Genomic DNA, 24,578 nt, shown 5'->3' on the forward strand with positions numbered 1-24,578 from the left:
TGACGACACGACACGTCACCACTCCCACGAGGCTGGCGAACCTATGCCTGACCAGCGAGAACGCAGTCCTCAAGCCCGGAAAGACAACAGCCACTTACCCGGGGGCGGGATTCCGGGCCAGGTGGGTTAGAGGGTGCTGCACTGGCCCGCGCGGGCGCCGGTGACGGTGTTGGGGTGGCCGTCGTTGGTGGGGGGCGGGGTGTTGCCGAAGCAGGCCAGGGAGCCGCCGATGGTGTTGCCTTCGATCTCGGGGCGGTTGTCCTCGGGGAAGGGGCCGGTGCCGGTGTTGCCGAAGACCGCCACGCTTTGGCCGATGTGGTTGCCGACGAGTTCCAGGCCGCCGGTGTTGTTGCTGAGCGCCACCTTCTGGTTGATCTGGTTGGCGGCGCAGTGGTCGTCGCCGGGATCACCGATGACGACGAACCCGCTGGCGCCGTAGACGGCGAGGGAGCCGGTGGCGGTGGTGCCGCACACGCCGATCAGGGTGGAGCCGGAGGAGGCGATGTCGCCTTGGACGGTGGAGTTGCCCATGAACAGGGCGGTGCCCGGGCCGGCTGCGACGTTGCCGTGGACGGTGGCGTTGAGGACGCAGGTGCTCTCACCGGTGGCGACGACGCTGGCCACGGAGCCGGTGACGGTGCGGGTGCAGTTGACCGTCTGGGTGGCGCTCTCCAGCGCGGGGGCCGGGTAGGTGGTGTCGCCGCTGTACTGGGCGGTCAGGGTGTGGCTGCCGGGCAGCAGGTTCGACCAGGTCAGCTGGGCCTGGGCACAGTGGTCGCCTCCGCCGGGGGACAGTGGGGCGGTGCCGAGGGTGGCGCCGGCGTCGGCGAAGGTGACGGTGCCGGTCGGGGTCGCGGTGGAGCCGCCGGTGGGGCAGACGGTGTCGGTGAGCGTGACCGGGTGCCCGAACAGCGACGGGTTCGGCGAGGTCGTGAGCGTGGTCGTCACCGTGGGCTGGGTGGTGTAGCTGATGGTGATGCTCGCGGCGGTGCTGGTCACCGTGGGGCCGGTGCCGCCGGTGGGGACGAGGGACGAGCCACCGCCTCCGCCGCCCGCACTTCCGAACGGGTTGGTCAGGGGGTTGATGTTGCCGCCGCCGCCTCCGCCGTAGTAGCCGGCGCCGCCTCCTCCGCCGGTGTTCTGGCCGCCGTTGCCGCCGGTGCCGAGTGTGCCGGATGTACCGGACGGTGTCCCGCCGCCCCCGGCGCCGCCGGCGCCGCCTTGGGTGGCCGTGCCCGCCCCGCCGCCGGTTCCTCCGCTGCAAGCCCCGTTTGCGCCCGGCTGGCCGGCATCCCCACCCGGGCTTCCCGGGCAGCCGCCCGTACCGGCTTCACCGGCTCCACCACCGCCCGCGGCCACGATGAGGCGGGAGTCGGTGGTGGTGAGGGGGACGGTGCGGGATTGGGTGCGGATGTCGGAGGCTCCACCTCCGCCGCCGCCGAAGTGAGTGTTGCCGCCTCCGTTGAAGCCGCCGGTGCACAGCGAGAACGGGTAACAGGATCCGTCGTTGGTGGCGGTGCCGCCGACTTCGACGTAGAGCGTCTGTCCGCCGGACAGTCCGGTAAGAGTGCCCGACACCTGAGCGCCACGGCCGCCGCTCACCACAGCACCGACCCCCTGCAGGCCGCCGGCCGCGCCGATCGCCGTGACGTCGACCTGCGTGACGCCGCCCGGGACGGTGAACGTCTGCTCGGCGCCGGTGAAGGCGAACGTACAGGTGGTGGTGTTACCGGAGGTCGTACAGGTGCCCTGCGCGTGGGCGGTCCCGGACAGCGCCACCGGGGTGATACCGGCGGCACAGAGCATGCCAGCCGCAACGGCCAGCGCCCGTCCACGGTGGCCCGCCCAACCGGTGCGGTACCCGCTCACACCCGACCCTGGCCGGCCACCGGCAACCGACAGCGAGAAAGTCACGATCTACTCCCAGAAGGCGGAAAAGGGAATGCCCGGCAGGGCATGGTCTTCCGCCACCCTGAATCACACAGCCCGGCCCCCGGCCGGCAACCGATCCGACACACCGCCGAATCACCCCGGCGGTCCCCCCGCCCACCCGGCACATCGGCCAGCAGAAGAGCTGCAAGTCGCCGTTCCGCCTCGACAACGCCGACGGTGTCTTCGACTTCGTGTACGAGAACACGATGGACGGCGAGTCGAAGAAGCTGGAGAAGTACGCCTCCGCCCTGAAGGACCCCCGCAACAAGGTCAACCACCTCGAACTGATCACCAACGACGCGAAGGCCAGCTCCTACTTCCAGGGCCTGATGACCGCCCAGGGCGTCAAAGGACGCGTCCGCATCGAGCCCTGACCACGGACACGAGCCACAGCACCGAGAGAATCGAGAACAGCCCCGTGGGATCCACCTTCTACGTCAGCGCCGACCGCGAGCACGCCGGGCCCTGGACCTTCACCGGCGAACAGGTCAAGGACTGCGTCCGCAGGCACTGGCCGGACGCGACCGTGAGCGGAGCCTTCGAGAACTTCCTGTAGATCCACGTCGAAGCCGCGCCCGGCCAGTGGGCGGAGCTGTCGTACAACCTGCGACACGGCGCCTTCTCGTTCGAGGACCGGGAACCGCACTCGGCCCCGCTCACCGTCCTCTACGCCGTGCTGCGAGAACTCGCGCCCACCGTGCCGGTGGTCTGGTGGATCGACTACGACGCCGACCTGCAACCCCTCGACCTGGCTGGCGGCCTGGACGCGTTCGTTGACAGCTTTCCCGTCTAGGCGCTGTCCGGTCGATCATGTGACTATCGCCGGCCTTGGTCGTTGGTCCGGTCATGGGGCGGGGCGATCTGACGGATGCCGAGTGGGAACGGCTGCGGCCGTTCCTGCCGGTCAGCAACAGGCGTTGTGGCCGGTGGCGGGACCACCGGCAGGTGATCGACGGGATCCTTCACCGGGTGCGGACCGGCGTGCACTGGCGTGACCTGCCCGAGCGGTTCGGGCCGTGGAAGACGGTCTACGAACGCCACCGGCTGTGGTCGGCCGACGGAACGTGGGAGCGCCTGTTCCAGCAGGTCCAGGCGCAAGCGGACGCGGCGGGCGACATCGACTGGGGCGTCTCGGTCGACTCCACGAGCGTGAGGGCCCACCAGCACGCGGCCGGTGCCCGTACAGATCCGCCGCCAGCTCTTGCTTCAAAGGGGGATGGGCCAGGGGAACACCAGGACGAGACGCCGTGGCAGAGCCTCGTCGGCCGCCTGGCGGAGGTGGTGGAGGAGGCGAGGGCCTGGGCCGCTCGCGCGGCGGGTTCACCACCAAGGTCCATTTGAGCGCGGACGGCCGCTGCCGCCCGCTGTCCCTGGTCCTCACGGCGGGGCAGCGGGCGGACTGCACGCAGTTCGAGGCGGTGCTGGAGAAGATCCGTGTTCCGCGGACCGGTCCGGGCAGACCTCGGAAGAAGCCGGACAGCGTGGCCGCCGACAAGGCCTACAGCAACGGGCCGTGCCGCGACTACCTGCGCAGGCGCGGCATCCGGCACACGATCCCGGAGAAGACCGACAGCCGGGACGCCCGCTTGCGCAAAGGCTCACGCGGAGGGCGGCCGCCGGGCTTCGACGAGGAGCGGTACAAGAAGCGCAACACCGTCGAACGGGCCATCAACAAGCTCAAGCACGCCCGAGCGGTCGCAACCCGCTACGACAAACGAGGCTATGTCTACCTCGGCACCGTCACCGCGGCTGCCCTCGTCATCTGGCTCCGCACATGATCGACCGGACAGCTCCTAGCCGGTACGGCTCCCACGGGTCATCTGTGGCCACCAACTCGCCGACGAGGGGCACGGCCAGAGCCGCCAGGTCTCTCGATGCTTCCACGGCCAGACCAACGACGAATCCACCACAAGGTCACTGACCTGCAGAAACGCCACCCACAGTTCAGTCAACAGGTAGGAGCGCGAAACCCGCGCGGCCGAACATCTGGCGCTTGAGCATCTTGATCCGGTCGACGTGGCCTTCGACGACGCCGGAGTTCCAGGGGAGGGTGAGCCCTGCGATGACGGCGGCACGGTCGCGGTCGATGCCGGCGGCGAGGGTGTGGAGGCTGGGCAGGTCGTCCTGGCGGACCGCGTCGAGCGATTCCGGGAGCCGCTCGCCCTGGCGATCGGTGAGCATGTCGGCGAAGGAGCGGACGTGCCGGGTCAGGGCGTCGAGCTCGGGGCAGTGGGACAGGACGGTCTTGAGCTGGAGCTGTTCGGCCTCGGACAGTGCCGTGGGCCGGCGGAGAATCCAGCTGGCGACGGTGCGGGGCGATGGCGGCGGTGCGGTCACCGGCTGCGGCGAGGTGCGTTTGAGTCGGATATAGGCCCGGACGCGCTGGTAGCTGCCCTTGTAGCCGAGCGGGACGATCTCCTCCCAGAGCTTCCAGGCGTTGGTGCAGCCCTCGCTCCAGCGGTCATCGAGGTAGGGCTTGAAGTCGTCAAGGACAGACGGCCGGTTCTGCCACTGGCCTTGGAAGAGATCCTCCGGGGTCGCGGCGTCGGCCAGCGCCTTGACCGTGCGGTAGGTCATGCCGAGCTGCCGTTGGACGGCGCGCCGACTGTGGCCCGCAGCCAGCAGGGCGTGCACTGCGGCGTGCCGGGCCTGGGTGCGGTCGGCGAAGCGGAAGCCCGTCGGCCACGGCTGGTCCGCGTTCTCTTCTTGGAGCACGGATTCGGTGGTAACGGCCGGACATGGAGCTGGAGTTACCACACGGAGGAACTGCCGGTGGCGGGCGACGGCCCGCTCGGCCGCCTCGCTGAGGTTGTGCCACAGGTGCCAGCGGTCCGCGACGCAGCAACAGCCGAGGGGTGGGGAGTTCGGTCGGCCAGCGGGGGTGGAGCCACTTCGGGTCGGCGGTCATGCTGCTCCCCGGACGCGGTGGGGTTGGCGCTCCGAGATGTCGGGACGGGGCCAGTCATGCGGATGTCCGGAGCAGAAGGAGGTCGAGCACGGGTCCGTCCGGGCCAGGACGGTAGGGGCCAGCGTACTGGTAGCCCAGGCGATCATAGAGCCGCCGGGCTGGGTCGTTGCCCGGCAGGGCGAGCAGTGACACCCATTCGGTGCGCAGGACCTCCAGCAGCGCGGTATGGAGGCGGGTGCCGACACCTTGGCCCTGCCAGCTGGGGCGGACGGCAAGTTCGCAGATGCCGGCGAGGGAATCGGTGTCGCGCGCGGCGGGGGTGATGGCGGGCAGGAGCTGTTCGCCGTACCAGTAGGCGGGGGAGCAGCGGAAGCCGTAGCCGAAGCCGACGATCTGCCCGGCCGCGAAGGCGGCGATGAGGGTGAACTCCTCGTGTCGGGCGTGCCCGCTGATCTGGCGGCGCAGGGAGTCGGGGGTGAACCCGGCGCGGGCGACGTCGTCGTGGCTGGCGTGGGCCTCGGCCCAGACGTCGGCCAGGGTGTCGAGCAGGATGGCGGCGTCGCTGGGACCGTAGCGCCGGACGACGAGCGGCGTGGCAGGCGTGTTCATGGGGGGCCTTTCAGGCTGCGGGAACGGCGGCGCGGTGGGCGTCCAGGTAGTCGGCGACGCATGGCACGGTCCGGTGCGCGCGCAGGGTGCTGGCGAGGTCGCGCAGCGAGCGGACGAGACGTCCGGAACGGACGTCGGGCAGGTAGGCCAGGGTGCGGTGGCCTGCGTCGACGGCGGCGTCGAGGTCCGGCTTGGCCCTGCGTGCGTGGTGGGCGGCGATGTCGGCGGTGTACAGGGCGCGGTTGCGCGGGTGGCCGTCGGCGAAGAGCATCACGGTCTGCTCGGCGCCGGCTGCGGCGCGGTCGTGCTGGCCGAGGTCGGCCCGGCACAGGGACTCCAGTCCGGCCAGTTCGGCCGGGACGAAGAAGGAGAGCCAGTCCGGGTCGCAGTCGCGGGGCCCCTTGGCGTAGAGGTCGTACGCCCGAACCAGGGCCTGTTCGGTGAGAGAGCGGTCGCCCTGGAGGGCCCAGCCGCGGGCCTCACGCACCGCGAGCAGGGACAGCCAGCGTGGTGAGCCGAGTCCGGTGGCCGCGCGCTGCGCCACCTGAGCATTCGTGACGGCTTCCCGCGGCCGGCCGGTGGCGTGGGCCAGTAGGGACAGGCAGGCCCAGGCGTGGGCTTCCAGGCCTCGGTCATCGGCCTGGCGGGCGCTGGCGAGGGCCTCGGTGTAGAGGGAGCGGGCGTCGGAAGGACGTTCGGCGTCGAGTGCGAGCCAGCCGGCGGCCACCGAGAGCATGCCGGTGGCGGTGTGGAGCTCGCGGCCCAGGTCTTCGCTGTAGCGGCCGTCTGCGAGCCAGGTGTGGGCGGTGTGGAGCGCAGTGGCGGCCTTCTCCGCGAGGTCGGCGGAGCCGTGGTCGCGATCTTCGGCGTACAGCTGCTGCTCGGTTTGCGCGAGTTCGTCGAGGTGGTCGCGGCCCAGGGCCGGACGGGAGGTGCCGGGGGCCGAGGCGGTGACGGCGAGCACGGCCGCCCCGGCGCCCAGGAGGATGCTGCGTCGGCGCATGTCGTCCTCTCCATCGGTGCATCGTTCGTCGGCGTCCGGCGCCGCCTTGGTTCTTGCCCGGCGGCCGGGAGAGGTAAAGCCGAGCTCCTCAGCTGTGCGGCCGGTCACCCGGTGCAGCAGGCGGCGGTACCGGGCCTGCGGCCAGGCAGTGTCGCCGTCCTCCCAGGTCGCGATCGTCCGGGCTACCAGGAGAACCGGGTCACCGAGCTTGACCGATTCGGACACCAGGAACTCGGCAGCCTCGATGCGGCTCCTGTCCCACTCAACCTCGCGGAGCCTGCGGAACGTGCTGTTCGGCTGGCCCATGACCGCCTCCTCGGAACCCCCGGGCACCTTGCCTACACCCAGACGGTAGCGATGCGGGAACTCTCCGCGACAGGGTCGCCGCACTGGAAATTCGGATGACGCCGCGTTCTTCATCCAAATTTCCGGCCGTCTGACATCGCTTCATCGCCACCGCCTCCGGTTCCCTGGATCCACCAGCGGTCCGGAGACCCGTACTGCTGGTGAGTCCTCGTCAGGCCCCGCGCGCTCCATGCGCGGTGGCCGCCGGACTGGCTATGAGCCCCTACCTGCCGGCCGTGCCTCGCCCTGTGGGCGGCCCCTCGGCCAGGACGGCCAAGGCCGTCCCCGTCCTATCTCCACGGAGGTGCTCACCAGGTCGCAATTCGCTGTCCAGCGCTGTCGCCGGGCTCGCGCACGCCGCTGCTGCTCACTCCAGTGCTGCCGAGCACTGCTCTGGATTCCGGCGCCGTTCCATGATCAGGAGGACCGATGCTCAACACCCAACGGCGCGTCGCTCTGCTCGCCTTGCCGCCTCACACGGCCGCGGCGCACGTCTCGGTGATGGCGGAGTCGAGCCGAGCCGACCCCACCGCCGAGGTCCTCTCGGCACCATGCCTGTACGAGGGCGGCCACCTTCTCCTGGGTCCAGCCCCGGACGCCCCTGGCCTGCTGTAAGACCGTGTTCTCCATCGCCCTGCCCCCTCAATTGGACGGCCGCGAAGGGCAATGAGCCTACTCGGTGCCCGTAACTTGCCCACCTATCGTGCCCCGCCCAGTCCACCTGATCGGGTGTCAGATAGTCCTCCGCCAGGTCGAGAGCCGAAGCGGCGCCCGATTACCGAGGGCTGCCCGACCGGCCGGACCACGACCAGCCCGAACGGCCCGGCCTTCCCGGGCGCTGTTCCACGCGGCCAAGTGCCGCCCTTCCCGAGGAGATGATGACCCTGTCCACCGCCCTGCCCGCAGTCGGGATGCCGCCCGGCGTGTTCCGCATCGGCAAGTCGTTCACCTTCGAGGCCGGCCACCGGCTGATGGGGCTGCCGCCCGAGCACCAGTGCTCCCGCCAGCACGGGCACAGCTACACCGTCGAGGTCGAGCTGGTCGCGGACGCGCTCATCCCTCCGGGCTTCGTCACCGACTTCGCCGACCTCAAGCCCTTCAAGGCCTTCCTGGACGGTGAGCTGGACCACCGCAACCTGCACGAGATCCTGCCCGTCGAGGCCACCTCCGAGCTCCTCGCCCAGTACCTGGCCGGGTGGTTCGTCCAGCACGTGCAGCCCGGCATCCCGGGGCGCCTGGCCGCCGTCCAGGTCCGCGAGACCGGGAGTAGCTGGGCCCGCTTCGAGGTGGCCGCTCGGTGAGCGGGCCGACACGGCACGGTGACGAGGTGCTGGTGGCCGAGCGCTTCGGCGTCGAGGTGCCCACCTTCCAGGGGGAGGGGCCCAGCTGTGGCCAGCCGGCCCTGTTCATCCGCCTTTCACGCTGCAACCTGACCTGCACGCGGTGCGACACCAAGCAGACGTGGGACTGGAGCCAGTTCGACCCGAGCAAGGTATCGACGCGGGAAAGGGTGGCGGAGCTGCTGCGGTGGGCGCTCTCCTCGCCGGTTGAACTGATCGTGATCACCGGCGGTGAGCCGCTGATCCAGCAGCAGCGACTGCTGCCCCTGGTGCGCGAGCTGCTCGCGGCCGGCCGGCGGATCGAGTTCGAGACCAACGGCACCATCGGGCCCGACCCCGAGCTGCTGGTCGACGGCATCCGGTTCAACGTCTCCCCGAAGCTGGAGAGCTTCGGCGCGGACGAGAGCCGCAGCATCGTCCCGGCGGCGCTCGCCGCGTTCACCGCCAGCGGCCGGGCGGCGTTCAAGTTCGTCGCCACGCGGCCGGACGACCTCGACCGGATCGCCGACCTCGTCGAGGAACACCAGCTCGCCCCGGTGTGGGTCATGCCGGAGGGCACGACCGCGGAGACCGTCATCGCCACGACCCGCGCCATCGCCGACCAGGTCGCCGCGCGCCGGTGGTACCTGACCACCCGCCTGCACACCCTCGCGTTCGAGAACGCCAGCGGCCGCTGAGCCGCCCGCCTACGCACCACCGCCCCGTTCCGAGATGAGGACGCACCATGACGAGTACCGACCTCGCCGACAGCCCGACCGCCCTCGGACCGGCCCTGCCCAGCTCGAGGGTCGACCCCGCCCGCGTCGAGTCCCTGGTCGCCGACCTCCTGGTCGCGCTCGGCGAAGACCCCGCCCGCGAAGGCCTGCTCGACACCCCGAAGCGGGCCGCCGCCTGGTGGTCCTCCTTCCTGTCGCCCGAGCCTGCGAACGCGACGTGCTTCCCCGAGCCGTACCTGGAGGGCCAGATGGTCCTCGTAGACGGCGTCAGCGTCTGGTCGCTGTGCGAGCACCACCTCCTGCCGATGAACCTGCGGGTCGCCGCCGCCTACGTGCCGGCAACGGAGGTGGTCGGCCTGTCGAAGTTCGGCCGGATCGCGCAGCACTACGCCGGCCGGCTCCAGGTCCAGGAACGCTTCACCACGCAGGTCGCCGACCACCTCGCCGCGGTGGTCGGTAGCGAGGACATCGCCGTGTACGTCGAGGGCCTGCACCTGTGCATGAGCATGCGCGGCGTGCGGATGGAGGACGCCCGCACCACGACCGTGCGCATCCAGGGGCGCTTCGGGAGCGACCCCGTGCTCGGCCAGCAATTTCTCACCATCGCCGCCCGGGGCCGCGCGGCCTGATCGGCCAGCCGCCCACCTACCAAGGAGGTGCATCCGATGGCCACGCCACCGACAGAGCCCGCGCACGAGGCCGCCCCGCCCACCCCCCGCTACCTGACCTGGGACGACATCGGCTCCGCCGTGCAGGTCCTCGCCGAGCGGGTGATGGCCGGGGGGCCGCCGCAGGCCGTGGTGGGCATCATGCGCGGGGGCATGGTCCCGGCCGTATGGCTCGCCCACCGCCTCAAAATCCGCGACATGCGCAGCATCGAGGTCGTCCGCACCACCGGCGACATCATCAACGCGGACAAGAACCCGCTGCCGGACGTCAACAACCCCGCCTCGCTCGGCGACCTGTGGGGCCTGGACGTGCTCCTCGTCGACGACATCGCCGGCTCCGGCGTGACCCTCGCCCACACCGCGGACATGCTCCGCGACCTCGGCACCGCACGCCTGCGTACCGCGGTCCTCGCCGTGAACCGGGCCAACTGGGAGCAGGACGCCCAGCCCGCGGACGCCATCGACCACATCGCCGCCCTCTACGACACCTGGATCGTCTTCCCCTGGGAAGGGACAGCATGACCACCGAACTGACCGACCAGCACCGCACCCGGCCCGGCACCCCGATGATCGGCGTGTACAGCACCAACCAGATGGACGACTTCTACAGCGCGCTCGCACTGGGCGAAGCGAAGCCGTCGGGGCTGATGAACCTGATGCAGCACCTCATCGCCGCCGAGCGGTGCCCGCAGGACGCCAACGTCCTGGACGTGTGCTGCGGACGCGGCCTGGCCCTGCCGCTGCTGCACCGCTACGCCCCGAAGATCGCCCGCTATGTCGGCCTCGACATCAGCCCGGACAACCTCGCCGAGGCCCGCACCCGGCTAGAGGCCCTGCGCGGGCACTACGGCACCCCGTTCCCCGTCGACTTCGTGCAGTGCGACGTGTCCGAGCCCTGGCCGGACCTGCCGCAGTTCGACGTCGCGATCTACACCTCCGCGCTGGAGCACCTGCCCTACGAACTCGGCGTCAAAAGCCTGGCCGCCACCGGCGCCGCACTCGCCCCCGGCGGCGTGCTGTACCTGTCCACACCGCAGGCGTTCGGGCCCCCACCGCGACCGCTCCAGTACCGGGTGCACGTCTACGAGTGGTCGCGCGAGGAGGTCATGCGCGCCGCCGCGGACGCCGGCCTGGTCGTCGACGACGTGATCGGGCTGCTGCCGCCCGCCCCGGACGAGGCCGCCGCCGAGCTCTCCGAGCGCTACGGCAGCGGCGCGGTCGACTGGTACCACCACCTGGCCGCCCGGGTGCCGAAGGCGCTGCTGGACACTGTGTCGTCCGTGGCCGTGCCCGACCGGGCGACCGAGCTGCTGTTCGTGTGCCGGAGGCCGGCATGAGCACCGCCGCCGTTCCCCGGGCCCGCCGCGCCCCCGGCGGGGCGGACCGGCCGCTGTGGGTGAGCGTCGAGGGCGTCAACGGGGTCGGGAAGACCACTGCGGCGCGCGCGGTGGCCACAGCGCTCGGCCCGCGGTGCCTGCGCCTGGACGAGCTGACCGACCAGCGGGCCGACTCCCTGCCCGGACAGGTCATCGCCGCCCTCGCCGCGACCGGCGACGTGTGCCTGCGCACCGGGCACCCGGTCGCGGAGACGCTGGCGCTGCTCGCGCTGAAGTTCCGCGAGTCCGAGCGCCTGGCCGCCAGCCTGCCGGACGGAGTGGAGGTCGTCCTGGAGGACCGCGGCGTGGACAGCGTGGCCGTGTGCCAGGCGGCGATCCTGCACGCCCAGTCCCCGGCCACGCTCGCCCTGGCGATCGCCGAGCGGATCCTGGCCACCGCCCGCCGGTGGCGGTCCATGCCCGACGCCACGGTGCTGCTGGTCGGCGACACCGACGTGTGCACGGCCCGCTTCGCCACCCGCATCGGCCGCGCCATCCCGCCCGACGCCCAGGCCGTGATCGAGCACACCGGCCGACTCTACCGGCAGCTCGCCGCCGCCGAACCGGACCGGTACACACTGCTCGACGTGACCGGCCACGGCCCCGAGGAGACCGCCAAGGCCGTCGAGGACGCCGTGCGCACCGTCGAGGCCCGCCGGGAGGCCGCCCGTGTGGCCTGACACCGAGACCCGGCCGCCGAACGAGCGGGACATCACCCTGCTGTGGGCCCTGCGCTCCCCGTGCAGCTTCGGCTGCCCGCACTGTTACTTCGGCGAGCTGGACCTGGACAAGGCGGCCCCGCCCAAGAAGTTGGGGATGCTCTCCCACGTCCCCGTGCGCGACCTCGACCATGCCGCGCTGGAGGCATTTGCACGCAGCCTGGCCGACTCGCCGGTCGAACGGGTCGTCCTCGCCGGCGGCGAGCCGCTGGACTGGCTGCCCACCTTCAGCCTGATCAAGACGATCAAGGACGCCGGGTGCGAGGTCGTCATCGCCACCAACGGCGTGCCCCTCACCCGGCCCGGCATCGCCCGCAGGCTCGTCGAACTCGGCGTCGACGGCGTCTCGGTGTCCCTCGACAGCGCGGACGCGGCCGTCAACGACCAACTGCGGCCCTCCCGCTCCGGCCGCGTCGGCCACCGCGTGGTCCTGGCCGGCATCCGCACCCTCCTGGAGGAGCGGGGCGATGGAGCAGGCCCCCGCGTCGGCATCTACACCGTCATCATCCGCGAGCGCCCCCAGGAGATCACCGACGTCGCCCGCCTCGCCGCCGAGATCGGCGTCGACTACTACGTCCCGCAGCCCATCTCCCTGCCCCCCGACCACAAGCTCTTCGACGAGCGCTGCCACACCGCCGCCGACGTGCCCGCGGTGGAAGAGCAGCTGATGTGCCTCCAGCAGGACCCCGGCGGCCTCACCCTGCCCGGGACCGCCTACATCCGGCAGTTCCTCGCCTCGATCGCCACCCAGGACAGCGGCCGCATCGAGCACTGCTTCGGCGGGGCGCAGCTGTTCTTCGTCCAGCCCGACGGCACGGTGTGGGACTGCCCCTCCGACCGGCGGATCGCCACGACAGAGCCCGCGGCACGGCGCACGATCGTCGGAACCGAGGCGCGAACCCTTTTCGCCGACCGTCCGGTGTGCACGGACTGCTCCCACTTCTCCCGGGACTGCGTCAACATGGGGCCGCTCGTGCTCGGCATGCCCCGCCTCCTGGGCCGGGAGGGGACGTGAGCGCACTGCCCCCACTGCCCGCAGCGGAAGCTCTCGGCGCCGGTGTGCTGGCGGCGCTGGCCGCAATGCCCGACCCGGCCTGCGCCGCGTACGCCGACCGGTTCGAGCACGACCTGAGCGGCGTGTCCGGCAGCCGGTACGCGATCGCGGTGAACTCCGGGACCGCGGCGCTGCACGCCGCGCTGTTCGCGGCCGGCGTCCAACCGGGCGACGAGGTCCTGCTGCCGGCGCTCACCGTCGTCATGACCGCCGCGCCTGTCGTCCAGCTCGGCGCTACCCCGGTGTTCGTCGACAGCGACCCCGCCACGCTCGACCTGGACTACGCCGACGCCGCCGCCAAGGTCACGGACAGGACCCGGGCGATCGTCCCGGTGCACCTGTGGGGACGGATGGGCGACCCGGCCGCTCTGGCCGCCTTCGCCTCCCGCTTCGGACTGGCCGTGGTCGAGGACGCCGCACAGGCCGCCGGGACCTCGCGCGCCGGCATCGCGGCCGGCACGGCCGGCACCGCCGGGTGTTTCAGCATGAAGGACGGCAAGATCCTCTGGAGCGGGGAGGGCGGCTTCGTCCTGACCGACGACCCCGACCTCGCCGCCCGGGCCAGGGCCTTCCGCGGGCACTGGCTCACGCCGCCGCCCGGCAGCCACCCCCAGCAGCAGCTCGCGGTCAACGCCCGCCTGGCCGAGCCTCTCGCCGCGCTCGCCAACGCCAACCTGCACCGCCTCCCGGCTCTGCTGGAGCGCCGCCGCGCCCAGAGCACGTACCTGCTACACGCCTTGGCCGACGCCCGCGGCCTCACCCCGATCCGGCCGGCCACCGACGAGACGTGGAACCACTATTCCCCGCTCCTGACGATCGGCCTTCCACGCCCGCGCGCGTTCGCCGAGCACCTCGCCCACGGCGGCGTGCCGAACTCCACCGGCACCTTCCACCTGGTGCCGTGCGACACGCGCCCCATGTTCACCCCGAGCCGCCGGCCGCCGTGCCGCGGTGCCGCTCAGATCCTGGAGCGCACCCTGGCAGTCGTCCTGACCGACCGCGACGACGAAGCGGTCCTCGACCGCTACGCCGCCGTCATCACCCGCGAGAGCGCCGCATGGAGCGGCTGACCGCACACCCTCCCCGAACGGACACCGCAGCATGACGACCACACCGCAACGCCCCCGTTGCCGCCGCGGCCCGCTGATCTCCGCCGAGGGCCTCAACGGAGTCGGCAAGACCTACCTCACCAATCGCGCCGTCGAGGCCTTCGACGACAAGCCGGTGATGCTCGACGAGTTCTCCCAGCGCGCCGACGGGCGCCCGGGCCTCGGTGAGGCGCTGCTGGGCGCGCTGCGCCAGGCCAGCATCGGCGACCCGTTCCTGCGCGGCGGCACCCCGATGGCCGAGGCTCTGCTCCTGATGGCCATCAAGCGGCACGACCTGGACACCGTCCTGCCCGACCTGGTCCGCGGCCGGGCTGTCGTCGAAGGCCGCAGCGTGGACACCACCGCCGTGTGCCAGGCCCTGCTCCTACACCCCGACGACCCGGACGCCGCCCTGCGCACGGCGATGGATCTGCTGGACCTCGCCGCCTCCTGGCGGCCGCTGCCCGATCTCACCATCCTCGTCACCGACGACCCCTGCGAAGCACTCGCCCGCGCCCAGCGGCGCGACCGGTGTGTCTTCACCAACGAGCAGGCCCGGTTCATGCGCGAGGCGTCCGATCTCTTCGAACGTCTCGCCGCCACCGATCCCGTCCGCTACCGGGTCGTGGACCGCCGCCACGTCGACGAGTACGAAGCAGCCGACCGGATCCGCACCTGGATCCGCGACGCCGGCGGCGATCTGGAATGCCTGCCCGAGCCCTGGCAGGGCGCCGCCGCCGCGTGCCTGTGCTGCCACCGGTGCCCCGCCACCGCGGCCGTGGCATGAGCACGGAGAGCCAGGAGCCGTCCTGCCCGGCCGGGTGCGGCTGCGTGCCCGCACTCGACAAGGGCACCGGGGCCGTGATCCTCGACTTCGACGGCACCCTCGCCGACACCCGGCAAGGACATGAGGACGCCCTGCGCGCCGCCCTTCAGCCCTACGGCGTCGTTCTCGACCCCACCTGGTACGCCCAGCACATCGGGCTGTCCATCCGCGACCTGCTGTCGGTGCTGCCCGGCGGCCGGGCGCTGCCCCACGATGAGGTCATCGCGCGCAGCCGCGCCCACCTGCTGGCCGAGGTCCACACGATCACGCCCATCGCGTGCACCGTGGAACTCCTCCGACAGGCGCAGGCCGCCGGCCTGCCGTGCGCCGTGGCCTCCGGCGCCAGTCGGCAGCTCGTCGGCCCGGGACTTGACGCGCTGGGCCTGCGCGGAGCATTCGCGGCCGTCGTCGCGCGCGAGGACGCCGCCCGCGGCAAGCCGGACCCGGAACTGTTCCTCACCGCCGCCCGCCAGCTGGGTATCGCGCCGGGGCGCTGCCTGGTGGTCGACGACGCGCCCGACGGGGTCGCCGCCGCCCGCGCGGCGGGCATGCGGGTGATCACCATGGCCAGGGCTCACCTGGCCCCGGTGAGCAGGGCCCAGGCGGGGCTCTGGGACTGCGCATCCCGGTCCACCGACGCCGCAGGACCGCTCCCGGCCCACGACCCGATCCGGTGACGGCACCACGCCGTCCGTCCCAAGGAGCACCATGCCCGTCCTGCACTCGACCAAGAATCTGACCGTCTTGCGACGGCCGACCGCCACGAGCGAAGGCGTCGGCGAGTTCGAGTACACCGACCACTACAGCGTCTTCCACTACGGCCCGATGCCCGACCCGATCCCCGGCAAGGGCGAAGCCGCCTGCCGCATGGCGGTCTTCAACTTCGAGCTGCTGGAGGCGGCCGGCGTGCGCACGCACTTCCGCCGCCAGAGCGCCCCGAACCGGATCGAGGTCACCCTCGCCCGCCTCCCGGAGACGCTCGACCACCCACCCACCCCGCAGTCGGGCAACTACCTCCTGCCACTACAGGTCCTCTTCCGCAACGAGCTCCCACCCGGGAGCTCCGTCCACCGGCGGCTGGCCTCCGGCGACCTGAGCCCTGCCGACATCGGCCTCGACGCGGTTCCCGCCGTCGGCGAGCGGCTCCCGCGGCCGACCATCGAGTACGCGACGACCCGCGAGCCGGTCAACCGCTTCCTCACCCCCGCCGACGCCCAGTACCTCTCCGGTCTCGACGACCTCCTCTTCCGCGCCCTACGCGAGACCACCGCCACCGTCAACACCGTGCTGACCGACCACGCGACCAGCGTCGGCGTGAACCACTGCGACGGCAAGACCGAGTACCTAGTGACGGGCGATCAGGAACTGGTGCTCGCCGACAGCCCCGGCACCCCGGACGAGAGCCGCCTGATGTTCGACGGCGTGCACTGCGGCAAGCAGATCCTGCGCGACTGGTACGTGCGCTCCGGCAACGAGGTTCCCGTCGGCCGGCTGATCGCCGACGGCGTCCCCCGCAGGCAGTGGCCCCGACCCGCATCCCTGCCGCCCACGTTCGTCCCCGTGATGACCGACCTGTACCGGGCCCTGTGCGAGACCTGGACGGGTGAGCGTCGCTGGAACGCGCCCGGCATGGTAGCCGCGACCCGGGCCGTCCTCGCCCTCACCGACGAGTGATCGGGCCCTGGACCGGCGATCGCGGGGGCATGCTAGTTCCGGGTGCGGGACCTTGCTTGGCAGACAACAGCCGAGGAAGTCGAGGGATTGGTGAACACATGGCTCTGACCGACGATTCGGGCTTCCGGGCGACGACGTTCGTGGTCATCGACTTCGAGACGACGACCCCCTCCGGCCATCCGGCCCAGCCCATCGAGGTCGCGGCGCTCGCCCTGCGCCTGCGCGATGGCGCCTGGACGTTGACCGGCCGCAGCACATCCCTGATCCGGCCGCCCGCGTTCGCACCAGTGACTCCCGCCGACACCGCCCAGACCGGCCTGACTGCCGAGCAGCTCGCCAATGCTCCCACCCCGGCCCAGGCTCTCGGCGCCCTGGACCGCCGCCTCACCCCCGGCACCCCCTACCTGCTGGTGGCCCAGCACGCCGCCACCGAGGCGAACGTCATCCACCACCAGGCCGAGCACTGCCCGACGCTGGCCCGCACCAACCTCATCGACACCATCCCGCTGGCCAAGCACCTCGCGCCTGGCCTGCCGAACTACAAGCTCGACACGCTTATGGCGCACTTCGGCATCCCGCATCCGCCGGACCGCCACCGGGCGCCCGCCGACGTCGAGGTCACCGCGCGGCTCTTCCTCCACCTCGTCGCTGCCGCCGACCGCGACCCGCGCCTGGACAGCCTTGCGACCCTGGTCAGGACCGCAGGGCGCACCGCCAAGGCCAACCAGCCGGTCCAGGCGGGGCTATTCGACGCCTGACACGTCACCCATACGACCGATCCGAGAAAGGACGGTGCTCGCCCGATGCCGCACGTCGAGGAGCAGCCTTGCGTCGAGGTGCCCTTCTGGTTCGACCCGCTGTGCCCGTGGGCGTGGGTGACCTCGCGCTGGCTGCTGGAAGTCGAGAAGGTCCGCTCGGTCCGCGCCGACTGGCGGATCATGTCGCTGGCCTACCTCAACCTGGTCCAGCGCGAGGGCGAGGGCCTCAGCGACGACTACCGGGCGCTGATGGAGAGCGCCTGGGGCTCGGTGCGGGTGTGCGCCGCCGCCGCCGAGCACGCCGGCCCCCAGGTCCTCGGCCCGCTGTACACCGCCATCGGCACCCGACTGCACAACCAACGCCGCCGCGACGACCCCACCGTGATCCCCGAAGCACTCGCCGAGACGAACGTTCCCGCCGCCCTGGCCGCAGCCGCCACCAGCACCGACTTCGACCCACTCATCATCGCCTCCCACCACGAGGCATTCGACGAGGTCGGCCTCGACGTCGGCACCCCCGTCGTCCGCATCTCCGGCACCGCCCTGTTCGGCCCCGTACTCAGCAAAGCCCCCCGTGGTGAGGCCGCCGGGAAACTCTGGGACGGCCTGGCCCTGGTTGCGGCAACGGACGGCTTCTTCGAACTCAAGCGGACCCGGGACTCCAAGCCGATCTTCGAGTGAGCAAGGCCGCAGCGAACCCTCCGCCGCCCCAGCGCCAGATAAGGGACGCCGCCGAGCGGCGGTGCGGACGGCCGCTCGGAGCCCTCCGCCCGCACCACGGGCCACCCCGCGGAACCGGGTACGGCCAGGGCGCCGGAACGTCACCCCCGTCTCAGAGAACTTGGGCCGGTACGCCGACCGCCCGAGCGATGCGCTCGCCGACCAGGCTCACGGCCAGGTCCACCGAGTACCAGGCCGCGCCGGTCACCTCTGTCTCCTGGATGAGCCCGATCTCGGTGCGCTCCGTCGAGAAGGCGTACCCGATGTCCAGGTGGTAGTGCTCCGGCTCGTCCTTCTCGGGCCGCGCCGGCACCAGGCCGTATTCGACGTAGACCGGCACCGGCGACAGCGCCACGATCTTGCGCTCGTCGATGCCGGTCTCCTCCGTCAGCTCACGCAGCGCGGCCTCGGGCAACGTGGCGTCGGTCGGCTCAAGATGGCCGCCCGGCTGCAACGTGATCCCGTAGGCAAGGTGGTCGATGAGCAGAACCTCGGAACCGCAGACGAGGAGCGCGCCGACCGTCACATGCATCGGGAAGCTGCGTCGGGACGCGAACCCGGAACCCTCGCCAAGGAGCCGCACCGGCTCAGCCAACGCTTCGGCCTCGGCCGGGAACCGTTCGAGGTACGACGACAGCGTCTCCGCGATGGTGGCATCACTGATGGCCACGGTTCACCCCTGATCCCACCAGGGAGAGGAACTCCCACCGACCAACTGCTCGGATACGGACAGCGAGCACGTGCACATCAGCTCCAGCGGGGCGTGGCGTACGAGGGCCGAACTATACAAGCCTGATCGAGCCGGGTACGGACCAATGCCCGCCCGGATCGCTCTCGCCTGATCGAGTGCCTGGCACGGAACCAGGGCGCACCACCCCGAGGAGGTGTGCCGCTGCACGTTCCAGCCGACCCGACTCACCGTACCGCTGGCGGACGATCCCCACTGTCACTCCTGAGAGGGAGTTCCGATCGCACTCACCACGACGTACAACTCCACCACACAGAGTCGCTTGTCCGAAGCACAAGGCCCTAGTCACCACCCAGCTGCTGTGCACGGCGAGTTGCGGCACATGCTGAGCCGGCAGCGCGGTGAAGACCGGCGTCCCGGCGTCCCGGCACGCTCGGGGCCCTCGGGGGTGCGGGCGAAGGCGTCCGCCACCGCGTCCAGGTAGGCCTGGAGCAGGAACAGCCGTTCGGGCAGCAGAGGTCGCCCGCTGTAGGACTCCTGGAAAGGGACCGCGTGGGCAGTCGGCGGCATCGCCCGCGCGAGCGCAGCGAGCTCTTCCCGCTCCTGGTCCGTCAGCGGCGCGCACCGCCAGGTGTCGTAGCCCGACTCGGTCACCGCCACGTCAATCCGCCCCCGGGAGATCAGGCGCAACGCGAGCAGCGAGGCCGCCCCCCAGTACCGGCAGGCCTCGTCCCCGGTTCTCCGCAGCCGCGCCCGGCTCAGCATGGGCACCGCCTCACCCACCGGCATCGACCAGTGCGGCACCCGCGACGTGCGCACGCTGTTGGCCTGCTGGCGCACCACCACCAGGTGGTGGTGGGGGCGGTGTTCGGCCTCCTCGGGCGGTGTCTGCGGATCGGTCGGGTGAAGCATGCGACGCCGGAGTCTGCTGACGCTCGGTCAGGACAGCATGGCGTCGTCGTCGGCGCAGAGAGCGAGGATCCGCGGTGAGCAGCACCGACCTGACGGACTGGCCAGCCGCGTTCGAGCCGTTCGACCCGCCGCGGCTGGGCCGGGTGCACTTCTGGCGGCCGAACGTGAAGAGTGTCGGTCGAACGGGTGTCTCGATCGGGCTGTCGGCCGCGGACCGGGGCTTCGGCGCAGTCCGGAGGCGCCCGACCCGTTCAGTTCCAGTGCGGCAGCCTCAAGAACCGCTCCTACCGTCGCCTGCTTGCCTACCTCGCCGCCGGCGGCACCCTGACCGACGCAGCGAACGCACCGGCGGCGAGGCCGACCCCGCGTTCCGGCCCGGCACGTGGCTGCGCAAGCAGGCGGGGGCCCGCACTGACGGCAAGCTGACCGACCACCAGGCCGCGCTCCTGGACGCGCTCACCCGGCACGCCGAGACCGTCACCGGCTGACCCTCCCCGCAAGACCCAGCCGTCTCGGCCCAGCAGGCCGGGACGGCCGCCCGTACCTCGTTCCTGACTTCCGAAAGGCACCGCGCGATGACCGACACCACCCGCCCCGACCCGGCCCGCGCCGCCGCGCCCGAACGGCTGGAGCTGGCCGCTGTGCAGCAGCCGGCCCGCGCCCGCCGACCGGGACCTGGGCCGACCGATCCTCGACTCCCCGCCGGTGCGCGGCTCGATGTGGCTGCGCTGGACCCGGCATGACGGCATCCGCACCCTTCACCACGGCGCGGACCTGGCCCGCGGCTGGGTGGAGAAGGACGTCGACGGCCTGGACGGCTGGGTGGCCCTGGTCGAGGGCCGGATCGTCCGCAGCGCCCGCCCGGGCCTCGCCGTGACGGAGCCCGTCGTGCACGCCGAGGCATGGGAGGCCGGCGCGACGCTGCACGCCGCCCTCGCCCAGCACCCCGCCAACGCCGACCAGTACGACCCGTTCGCCGAGGAGGGCGAGGACGATCCCGACGACCAGGAGCACGGGCTGCTCGGCGGCGTCCGCAGCCGGGTCCGCCGCCGGGCGGCCGGGATGACCCTGGAGAACCTCCAGCAGGCCCTGCACCGGGCCCGGGACGACGAGCGCGCCGCCGACCGCCACGCCGACGCCGGAGACGAGGCCGCCTTCGCCACCGCGGCCGACACCTGCGCCGAGTGGCAGCGCGTCCGCGACCACACCGCCGAAACCCGGGCCGAGCGCTACGACCCCGACCACGACACCGCCCTCCAGCAGGCGCTGCGCCGTGACCGCCACCAGCAGGACGTCGCCGAATGCGCCCGCGAGGCCGCCCACCAGGCCCGCCAGACCACCGACCTGGCCCACCGCCGCCTCGCCGGCACCGCCGCCCAGTCCCTCTACACCGCCCTCGACCGCGCCGGCCTCCACGCGCTCACCGACGCCGACCACCAGGCCGTCCGCGACCTCACCCACCACCTCGACCCCGCCACGCTGCGCCGGGTCATGAGCTGGCTGGAGCGCACCCGCGCCGCGGCCTTCGCGCTGCGCGGTACTGACCAGGCCCAGCCCGCCCGCACCAGGGTGCGCCGCAGGCAGTTCTGACAGACCCTTGGCCTGCCGGGCGGGCGGCGGAAGGTGCGTCCGGACGGGTGTGACAGGCCCCGGGCCGGGAGGCCGGGCCCGCTCCTGGCGTCCGGGCCCGGGGCCCGTCAGGCGTCCAAGACCTCCAGGACGTGCAGGTTGCAGATGCTGCAGTGGTGCCCGCCGCCGCCCGGGCGGAATCCGGTGCCGAGGGCCTGGAGGTCTTCCGCTGTGACGGGCTCGTACCGGTCCTCTTCACCGGCCGGGGCTGCGGGGGGGTGGCGCAGGCACAGCAGGTGGACGCGGTCCGGCGAGAGGTACGCCACGGTCCCGTCGGCGCCGGCCGGGATGAAGAGGGTGTCCAGGTCGTCGGGGTCCGGAGCCGGGTGCGCGGGAAGGTGGGCGACGGCCTTGCCGATCGCCGTGGCGCAGCCGAGGCACAGGACGGGGTCGAAGTAGCCGCGACCGCTCACGTCGGCCAGGCGCAGCGCCCAGCCGTCGAAGTCCATGGGCTTGTGGCAGGCCATGCACCGCGCGCCCCCGGCCGATGCGAGAGCGATGAGGGTGGACTCGGTCAGCACCACGCTGGAGTTGATCTCCGGCCCGGCCGGCTGGCTCTCCCGCGTCTCCCGCACTCGGTTGAGCGCCGCGTGATAGCTGATGCCCTCGGCCTGCTGGAGCTCCCGGGCGCGCTGCTGGTCGGTGTTGCGCTTGGTCACGATCGTCTCCTCGGAGACCGGCACTGTGTGCCCACGCCATCGGCCGGTGAAGAAGAGGATCCGACGGTTCATGAAGTCCGGAGGCATGGATCCCGTAGGACCTTCTCCCGGGACTCGCGCGGCATAGGCGCACGACAACGGGATGGGCGCTCAGCTCGCCGGCGCCAGGCTATCGGCAACGCGACCGGTCACGCGACCGTCACCACCAAACCCGTCGGCAGGCGCTGGTGCGGCGTTCCTCGCCTTGCGACGGCTGGGAGGCCGGTCGCGGCCGCCGAGGGGCGAGCGGCTGGCCGACGACGCCCGGGACGTTATGCAGCATTGTGAGCAGCGGGCTACTGAAAACTGTGGAGATGGCGCGAGTGGCGATCGCACGGCGTACTGGTGCCGCCCACCCGAACGGCTCGACGACGAGCGTGCGCCGCGACGTTGTCGGCGTCCTGGCCGGCGGCGGTCGTGTCAGGCTCCGTCGAAGGCCGTGACGCCGGTGGTGGTGCCGAGCAGGATCCGGTTGCCGGTCAGCACCGGGGAGGCGAAGTGCGGGAGCGGGTCGGTGGCGGTCTGCTGGAGGATCCGGCCGGTGGCCGGATCGAGGGCGTAGAGCCGCCCGCGCCCGTAGTCGGCGACCCAGACCGCGCCGCCGCCGATGACCGGCGAGCCGGCGGCGCCCAGGGGTACCCGCCAGCCGGAGTGCAGCGAGCCGTCGTCGGTGACGGTGAGCTGGGCGAGCGCTGTGTCACACGGGACGTACACCGTGCTGCCGGCCACGGCCGCGCCACCGTACGCCGGGCAGAGCGGGGCCTCGGCGAGCCGGCCACCGATACCGCCGAGGTGCTCGGCGTCCAAGGCATAGGCCGTGCCGCGCTTGCCGACGGCGAGCACGAAGCGGCCGACCCGCACCGGGGCGAGCGCGCCGAGGTCGAGGTCGTCGGCGTTGTCGGCGGCCCAGTCGGCGGGGGCGAAGAAGTCGGTGCGCTCCAGCTGCGGGGAGAGCGCGAGCACCGAGTCGGAGCCGTCGTACGGGCCGCCGGTGGCCGCGCCGTTGCCCACCGAGACGTACAGCTGCTCCCCGTCCACCACCGGTCCGCCGGAGGCCCAGCTGCCGCCCTGGCGGGTGGTCGGCACGGCGTAGGAAAGGATCGGGCCACCACCCGTGACGGGGACCGACAGCACGCTGCCGACGTAGTTGCCGCAGTCGCCGAACAGACCGCCGTACGCGATCACCACCCGGCCCTGCCACAGCGCGAGGGCCGAGCGCTGCTGGTGGGCGATCGGGTCGCCGCGCGGCGGCTCGACCTCCCGTTGGAGCCGCAGCTCGCCGGTCGCCGCGTCCAGCCCGGCGAGGAGGTGCCGGCCGCCGGTGAGCTCGGCGACGGCGAGGAGCAGGCCGGTGGCGGGGTCGTACACGGGCGTGCCGGTGATGCCGAGCGGGTCGATGTTGCCGCACGGCAGCTCGGCGGACCGGGCGGGCTCGCCCAGGTGACGACTCCACAGCACCGCGCCGGTCGCCAGGGCGAGGGCGTACACGGTGTTGTTCTGGGTGGCCGCCAGCACCCGGTCGCCGACCACCAGCGGCTGGCCGTACACCGCGCCGTCCAGCCGGGCCGACCAGGCCCGGCCCAGCGGCCCGGCCGGCGGTACGCCGGGGGCGACGCCGGTGTGCAGCGGGTCACGGTGGTACATCGGCCAGTCGCGGTCGGGCAGTTGGGTGGGCGTACCGGCGGTACCCGACGGGATCAGCACGGTGGGGGCCACCGGCCCGGGGTGTTCGCCGGGTGTGCAGCCCGGGAGCAGGGCCAGGAGCGCGACGAGGGCGGGCAGGCGGGGCATGGTCCGACAGTGCCCGGCCCGCGTGCCGGTCGTGGGGATATGTCACCTGTCCGAGGGCGTTTCCTTGGTTTGGCTCGCATTCCGCAGCCCTGCTGAGTCCATCACCCGAGTGAGCGCACCAGTGCTTACCGCGTCGGCTTCGACGACCTGGCGCCAAGGACGGCCGACTTCCGGAGGCACCGCACGATGACCACCGACACCACCCGCCCCGACCCGGATCCCGCCGCCGCGCCCGACCGGTTGTGACTGGCCTCGGGCAGCAGCCGCCCCGCGCCCGCCGACCGGGATCTGGGCCGTCCGATCCTCGACTCCCCGCTGGTGCGTGGTTCGGTGTGGCTGCGCTGGAGCGGGCACGACGGAATCCGCACTCTCCACCAGGGCGCCGGACTTGCCCGCGGCTGGACGGAGCGCGACGTCGACGGCCTGGACGGCTGGGTGGCCCTGGTCGACGGCCGGGTCGTCCTCGGCGCCCGCCCGGGCGGTGACCTGCCGGAGCCTGTCGTCCACGCCGAGGCCTGGCAGGCAGGCGCGACGCTGCACGCCGCCCTCGCCCAGCACCCCACCCCTTCACCCAAGACGAGGACGAGTTCGGCGGCGGGCCGGTACACACTGCCGCCCTCGACCGGCAGCTCCGGGGCGGGGAGGAGGTCGAGCGGGCCGCAGGCCTCGCCACGGGTGCGGGCGTCGGCGACGAAGGCGGCGTGGATCCGGTCGACGTCGAGCAGGTGCTCGCGCCCGTGCCGCACGGCGAGCTGCTCACCGTCCAGTGCCTGGGCGCTCGGGCGACGGGCCTCGGGGAAGGTCGCCGCCACCGCTGCGCCCTGGGCGGTGAGGTGCCAGGCCTTCGCCTGGCCGGCCTGCGGCAGGGTCACGAACTCGGCCAAGCCATCGGCGTGCAGGCGGGTCAGCCGCTTCTGGGTCTGCTTGATCAGGGCGGTGCCGCCGTGCAGCTGGTGGAGCTGCTCGGCGGTCGCCAGCGTGAAGCGGTGAAGCGTGACCAGAACGTCGTGGTCGGTCTCCAGATCCCCGTGCACGAATGTGCTCCCTCAGTCCGAAGCGCGGTGCTGCGAGTCGCCGGTCGGGTGGGCGGCCGGCTCGGCCGGGCCGGGTGTCGGTGCTGAGTT

Annotated in this window: 27 protein-coding genes and 1 pseudogene; 19 read left to right on the forward strand and 9 right to left on the reverse strand. The window is 72.3% G+C overall.

Annotated elements, in window-relative coordinates; genetic code table 11:
• Positions 1 to 126: 126 nt before the first annotated feature.
• Entirely contained in the window at positions 127 to 1,779 is a 1,653-nt protein-coding gene (locus ACZ3YL_RS40470; protein WP_465662658.1) for an Ig-like domain-containing protein, read from the reverse strand.
• A 344-nt stretch (positions 1,780 to 2,123) separates the two neighbouring features.
• Between ACZ3YL_RS40470 and ACZ3YL_RS40475 the strand changes: the two genes are divergently transcribed.
• The 3 genes and pseudogenes from ACZ3YL_RS40475 (at position 2,124) to ACZ3YL_RS40485 (ending at position 3,710) form a co-directional block, all read left to right on the forward strand.
• Positions 2,124 to 2,306, forward strand: coding sequence for a restriction endonuclease fold toxin-2 domain-containing protein (locus ACZ3YL_RS40475; RefSeq protein ID WP_188309908.1), 183 nt, complete (start codon positions 2,124 to 2,126; stop codon positions 2,304 to 2,306).
• Between the two features lie 44 nt (positions 2,307 to 2,350).
• On the forward strand, positions 2,351 to 2,488 hold the full coding sequence (locus ACZ3YL_RS40480; RefSeq protein ID WP_465662660.1) for a hypothetical protein: 138 nt from the start codon (positions 2,351 to 2,353) through the stop codon (positions 2,486 to 2,488).
• A gap of 290 nt (positions 2,489 to 2,778) precedes the next feature.
• A pseudogene (locus ACZ3YL_RS40485) lies at positions 2,779 to 3,710 on the forward strand (IS5 family transposase).
• Between the two features lie 166 nt (positions 3,711 to 3,876).
• Here the strand turns inward: ACZ3YL_RS40485 and ACZ3YL_RS40490 are convergent.
• The 3 genes from ACZ3YL_RS40490 to ACZ3YL_RS40500 form a co-directional block, all read right to left on the reverse strand.
• Positions 3,877 to 4,647, reverse strand: coding sequence for a transposase (locus ACZ3YL_RS40490; protein WP_465662661.1), 771 nt, complete (start codon positions 4,645 to 4,647; stop codon positions 3,877 to 3,879).
• Between the two features lie 247 nt (positions 4,648 to 4,894).
• Positions 4,895 to 5,449: a GNAT family N-acetyltransferase gene (locus ACZ3YL_RS40495; protein WP_465662663.1), complete on the reverse strand. Its 555-nt coding sequence runs from the start codon at positions 5,447 to 5,449 to the stop codon at positions 4,895 to 4,897.
• Between the two features lie 10 nt (positions 5,450 to 5,459).
• A complete protein-coding gene (locus tag ACZ3YL_RS40500; protein ID WP_465662665.1) occupies positions 5,460 to 6,758 on the reverse strand; it encodes a hypothetical protein in 1,299 nt (432 codons plus the stop codon).
• A 917-nt stretch (positions 6,759 to 7,675) separates the two neighbouring features.
• Here ACZ3YL_RS40500 and ACZ3YL_RS40505 point away from each other — a divergent pair.
• From ACZ3YL_RS40505 to ACZ3YL_RS40565, 13 genes are all read left to right on the forward strand, one after another.
• A complete protein-coding gene (locus tag ACZ3YL_RS40505) occupies positions 7,676 to 8,098 on the forward strand; it encodes a 6-pyruvoyl trahydropterin synthase family protein (protein ID WP_465662667.1) in 423 nt (140 codons plus the stop codon).
• Complete coding sequence (locus ACZ3YL_RS40510; protein ID WP_465662669.1) at positions 8,095 to 8,814, forward strand: 7-carboxy-7-deazaguanine synthase QueE; 720 nt, start codon at positions 8,095 to 8,097, stop codon at positions 8,812 to 8,814. Before ACZ3YL_RS40505 ends, ACZ3YL_RS40510 begins: the two co-directional genes overlap by 4 nt.
• 47 nt (positions 8,815 to 8,861) lie before the next feature.
• Positions 8,862 to 9,482 carry a GTP cyclohydrolase I gene (folE, locus tag ACZ3YL_RS40515; protein WP_465662671.1) on the forward strand — a complete coding sequence of 207 codons (621 nt, stop codon included), beginning with the start codon at positions 8,862 to 8,864 and terminating at the stop codon, positions 9,480 to 9,482.
• Positions 9,483 to 9,518: 36 nt separating this feature from the next.
• Positions 9,519 to 10,043, forward strand: a complete 525-nt coding sequence (locus tag ACZ3YL_RS40520) for a phosphoribosyltransferase (protein ID WP_465662673.1) — start codon at positions 9,519 to 9,521, stop codon at positions 10,041 to 10,043.
• A complete protein-coding gene (locus tag ACZ3YL_RS40525; protein ID WP_465662675.1) occupies positions 10,040 to 10,858 on the forward strand; it encodes a class I SAM-dependent methyltransferase in 819 nt (272 codons plus the stop codon). Before ACZ3YL_RS40520 ends, ACZ3YL_RS40525 begins: the two co-directional genes overlap by 4 nt.
• A complete protein-coding gene (locus tag ACZ3YL_RS40530; protein WP_465662676.1) occupies positions 10,855 to 11,577 on the forward strand; it encodes a nucleoside/nucleotide kinase family protein in 723 nt (240 codons plus the stop codon). The genes ACZ3YL_RS40525 and ACZ3YL_RS40530 overlap by 4 nt, the downstream gene beginning before the upstream one ends.
• Complete coding sequence (locus tag ACZ3YL_RS40535; RefSeq protein WP_465662678.1) at positions 11,567 to 12,631, forward strand: radical SAM protein; 1,065 nt, start codon at positions 11,567 to 11,569, stop codon at positions 12,629 to 12,631. The genes ACZ3YL_RS40530 and ACZ3YL_RS40535 overlap by 11 nt, the downstream gene beginning before the upstream one ends.
• Entirely contained in the window at positions 12,628 to 13,740 is a 1,113-nt protein-coding gene (locus ACZ3YL_RS40540; protein WP_465662680.1) for a DegT/DnrJ/EryC1/StrS family aminotransferase, read from the forward strand. Before ACZ3YL_RS40535 ends, ACZ3YL_RS40540 begins: the two co-directional genes overlap by 4 nt.
• 31 nt (positions 13,741 to 13,771) lie before the next feature.
• Entirely contained in the window at positions 13,772 to 14,545 is a 774-nt protein-coding gene (locus ACZ3YL_RS40545; protein ID WP_465662682.1) for a nucleoside/nucleotide kinase family protein, read from the forward strand.
• Complete coding sequence (locus ACZ3YL_RS40550) at positions 14,542 to 15,261, forward strand: HAD family hydrolase (protein ID WP_465662684.1); 720 nt, start codon at positions 14,542 to 14,544, stop codon at positions 15,259 to 15,261. Before ACZ3YL_RS40545 ends, ACZ3YL_RS40550 begins: the two co-directional genes overlap by 4 nt.
• Positions 15,262 to 15,292: 31 nt before the next feature.
• Positions 15,293 to 16,258, forward strand: a complete 966-nt coding sequence (locus ACZ3YL_RS40555; RefSeq protein ID WP_465662686.1) for a phosphoribosylaminoimidazolesuccinocarboxamide synthase — start codon at positions 15,293 to 15,295, stop codon at positions 16,256 to 16,258.
• Positions 16,259 to 16,356: 98 nt separating this feature from the next.
• Positions 16,357 to 17,016 (forward strand): 3'-5' exonuclease, encoded by a 660-nt coding sequence (locus ACZ3YL_RS40560; RefSeq protein ID WP_465662688.1) that lies wholly within the window; start codon positions 16,357 to 16,359, stop codon positions 17,014 to 17,016.
• Between the two features lie 45 nt (positions 17,017 to 17,061).
• Positions 17,062 to 17,697 (forward strand): mycothiol-dependent nitroreductase Rv2466c family protein, encoded by a 636-nt coding sequence (locus tag ACZ3YL_RS40565; RefSeq protein ID WP_465662690.1) that lies wholly within the window; start codon positions 17,062 to 17,064, stop codon positions 17,695 to 17,697.
• Between the two features lie 151 nt (positions 17,698 to 17,848).
• Here the strand turns inward: ACZ3YL_RS40565 and ACZ3YL_RS40570 are convergent, their stop codons facing one another.
• The gene (locus tag ACZ3YL_RS40570; protein WP_465662691.1) at positions 17,849 to 18,406 is read right to left on the reverse strand and encodes an NUDIX hydrolase; all 558 of its coding nucleotides are present in this window, start codon (positions 18,404 to 18,406) and stop codon (positions 17,849 to 17,851) included.
• A 363-nt stretch (positions 18,407 to 18,769) separates the two neighbouring features.
• Positions 18,770 to 19,336 carry a hypothetical protein gene (locus tag ACZ3YL_RS40575; protein WP_465662692.1) on the reverse strand — a complete coding sequence of 189 codons (567 nt, stop codon included), beginning with the start codon at positions 19,334 to 19,336 and terminating at the stop codon, positions 18,770 to 18,772.
• A gap of 74 nt (positions 19,337 to 19,410) precedes the next feature.
• On the opposite strand from ACZ3YL_RS40575, the gene ACZ3YL_RS40580 reads away from it, so the two are divergent.
• The 3 genes from ACZ3YL_RS40580 (at position 19,411) to ACZ3YL_RS40590 (ending at position 20,926) form a co-directional block, all read left to right on the forward strand.
• Entirely contained in the window at positions 19,411 to 19,824 is a 414-nt protein-coding gene (locus ACZ3YL_RS40580; protein ID WP_465662694.1) for a hypothetical protein, read from the forward strand.
• A gap of 87 nt (positions 19,825 to 19,911) precedes the next feature.
• Positions 19,912 to 20,079, forward strand: coding sequence for a hypothetical protein (locus ACZ3YL_RS40585; protein ID WP_465662696.1), 168 nt, complete (start codon positions 19,912 to 19,914; stop codon positions 20,077 to 20,079).
• The gene (locus ACZ3YL_RS40590; RefSeq protein WP_465662698.1) at positions 20,042 to 20,926 is read left to right on the forward strand and encodes a hypothetical protein; all 885 of its coding nucleotides are present in this window, start codon (positions 20,042 to 20,044) and stop codon (positions 20,924 to 20,926) included. The genes ACZ3YL_RS40585 and ACZ3YL_RS40590 overlap by 38 nt, the downstream gene beginning before the upstream one ends.
• Positions 20,927 to 21,033: 107 nt before the next feature.
• Here ACZ3YL_RS40590 and ACZ3YL_RS40595 read toward each other — a convergent pair whose 3' ends face one another.
• The 3 genes from ACZ3YL_RS40595 to ACZ3YL_RS40605 form a co-directional block, all read right to left on the reverse strand.
• Positions 21,034 to 21,624, reverse strand: coding sequence for a hypothetical protein (locus tag ACZ3YL_RS40595; RefSeq protein ID WP_465662700.1), 591 nt, complete (start codon positions 21,622 to 21,624; stop codon positions 21,034 to 21,036).
• A gap of 459 nt (positions 21,625 to 22,083) precedes the next feature.
• Positions 22,084 to 23,454: an outer membrane protein assembly factor BamB family protein gene (locus tag ACZ3YL_RS40600; protein ID WP_465662702.1), complete on the reverse strand. Its 1,371-nt coding sequence runs from the start codon at positions 23,452 to 23,454 to the stop codon at positions 22,084 to 22,086.
• Positions 23,455 to 23,579: 125 nt separating this feature from the next.
• Positions 23,580 to 24,488, reverse strand: a complete 909-nt coding sequence (locus tag ACZ3YL_RS40605) for a replication-relaxation family protein (RefSeq protein ID WP_465662704.1) — start codon at positions 24,486 to 24,488, stop codon at positions 23,580 to 23,582.
• Positions 24,489 to 24,578: the final 90 nt, after the last annotated feature.

The organism is Kitasatospora sp. NPDC023176, from assembly GCF_055560495.1.

Excerpts from the sequence above, each read along its gene's own strand:
- ACZ3YL_RS40495 (WP_465662663.1), bottom strand. The coding sequence starts at position 5,449 with ATGAACACGCCTGCCACGCCGCTCGTCGTCCGGCGCTACGGTCCCAGC.
- ACZ3YL_RS40500 (WP_465662665.1), bottom strand. The coding sequence starts at position 6,758 with ATGGGCCAGCCGAACAGCACGTTCCGCAGGCTCCGCGAGGTTGAGTGG.
- ACZ3YL_RS40505 (WP_465662667.1), top strand. The coding sequence starts at position 7,676 with ATGACCCTGTCCACCGCCCTGCCCGCAGTCGGGATGCCGCCCGGCGTG.
- folE (WP_465662671.1), top strand. The coding sequence starts at position 8,862 with ATGACGAGTACCGACCTCGCCGACAGCCCGACCGCCCTCGGACCGGCC.
- ACZ3YL_RS40520 (WP_465662673.1), top strand. The coding sequence starts at position 9,519 with ATGGCCACGCCACCGACAGAGCCCGCGCACGAGGCCGCCCCGCCCACC.
- ACZ3YL_RS40525 (WP_465662675.1), top strand. The coding sequence starts at position 10,040 with ATGACCACCGAACTGACCGACCAGCACCGCACCCGGCCCGGCACCCCG.
- ACZ3YL_RS40530 (WP_465662676.1), top strand. The coding sequence starts at position 10,855 with ATGAGCACCGCCGCCGTTCCCCGGGCCCGCCGCGCCCCCGGCGGGGCG.
- ACZ3YL_RS40545 (WP_465662682.1), top strand. The coding sequence starts at position 13,772 with ATGACGACCACACCGCAACGCCCCCGTTGCCGCCGCGGCCCGCTGATC.
- ACZ3YL_RS40550 (WP_465662684.1), top strand. The coding sequence starts at position 14,542 with ATGAGCACGGAGAGCCAGGAGCCGTCCTGCCCGGCCGGGTGCGGCTGC.
- ACZ3YL_RS40555 (WP_465662686.1), top strand. The coding sequence starts at position 15,293 with ATGCCCGTCCTGCACTCGACCAAGAATCTGACCGTCTTGCGACGGCCG.
- ACZ3YL_RS40560 (WP_465662688.1), top strand. The coding sequence starts at position 16,357 with ATGGCTCTGACCGACGATTCGGGCTTCCGGGCGACGACGTTCGTGGTC.
- ACZ3YL_RS40565 (WP_465662690.1), top strand. The coding sequence starts at position 17,062 with ATGCCGCACGTCGAGGAGCAGCCTTGCGTCGAGGTGCCCTTCTGGTTC.
- ACZ3YL_RS40575 (WP_465662692.1), bottom strand. The coding sequence starts at position 19,336 with ATGCTTCACCCGACCGATCCGCAGACACCGCCCGAGGAGGCCGAACAC.
- ACZ3YL_RS40585 (WP_465662696.1), top strand. The coding sequence starts at position 19,912 with ATGACCGACACCACCCGCCCCGACCCGGCCCGCGCCGCCGCGCCCGAA.
- ACZ3YL_RS40600 (WP_465662702.1), bottom strand. The coding sequence starts at position 23,454 with ATGCCCCGCCTGCCCGCCCTCGTCGCGCTCCTGGCCCTGCTCCCGGGC.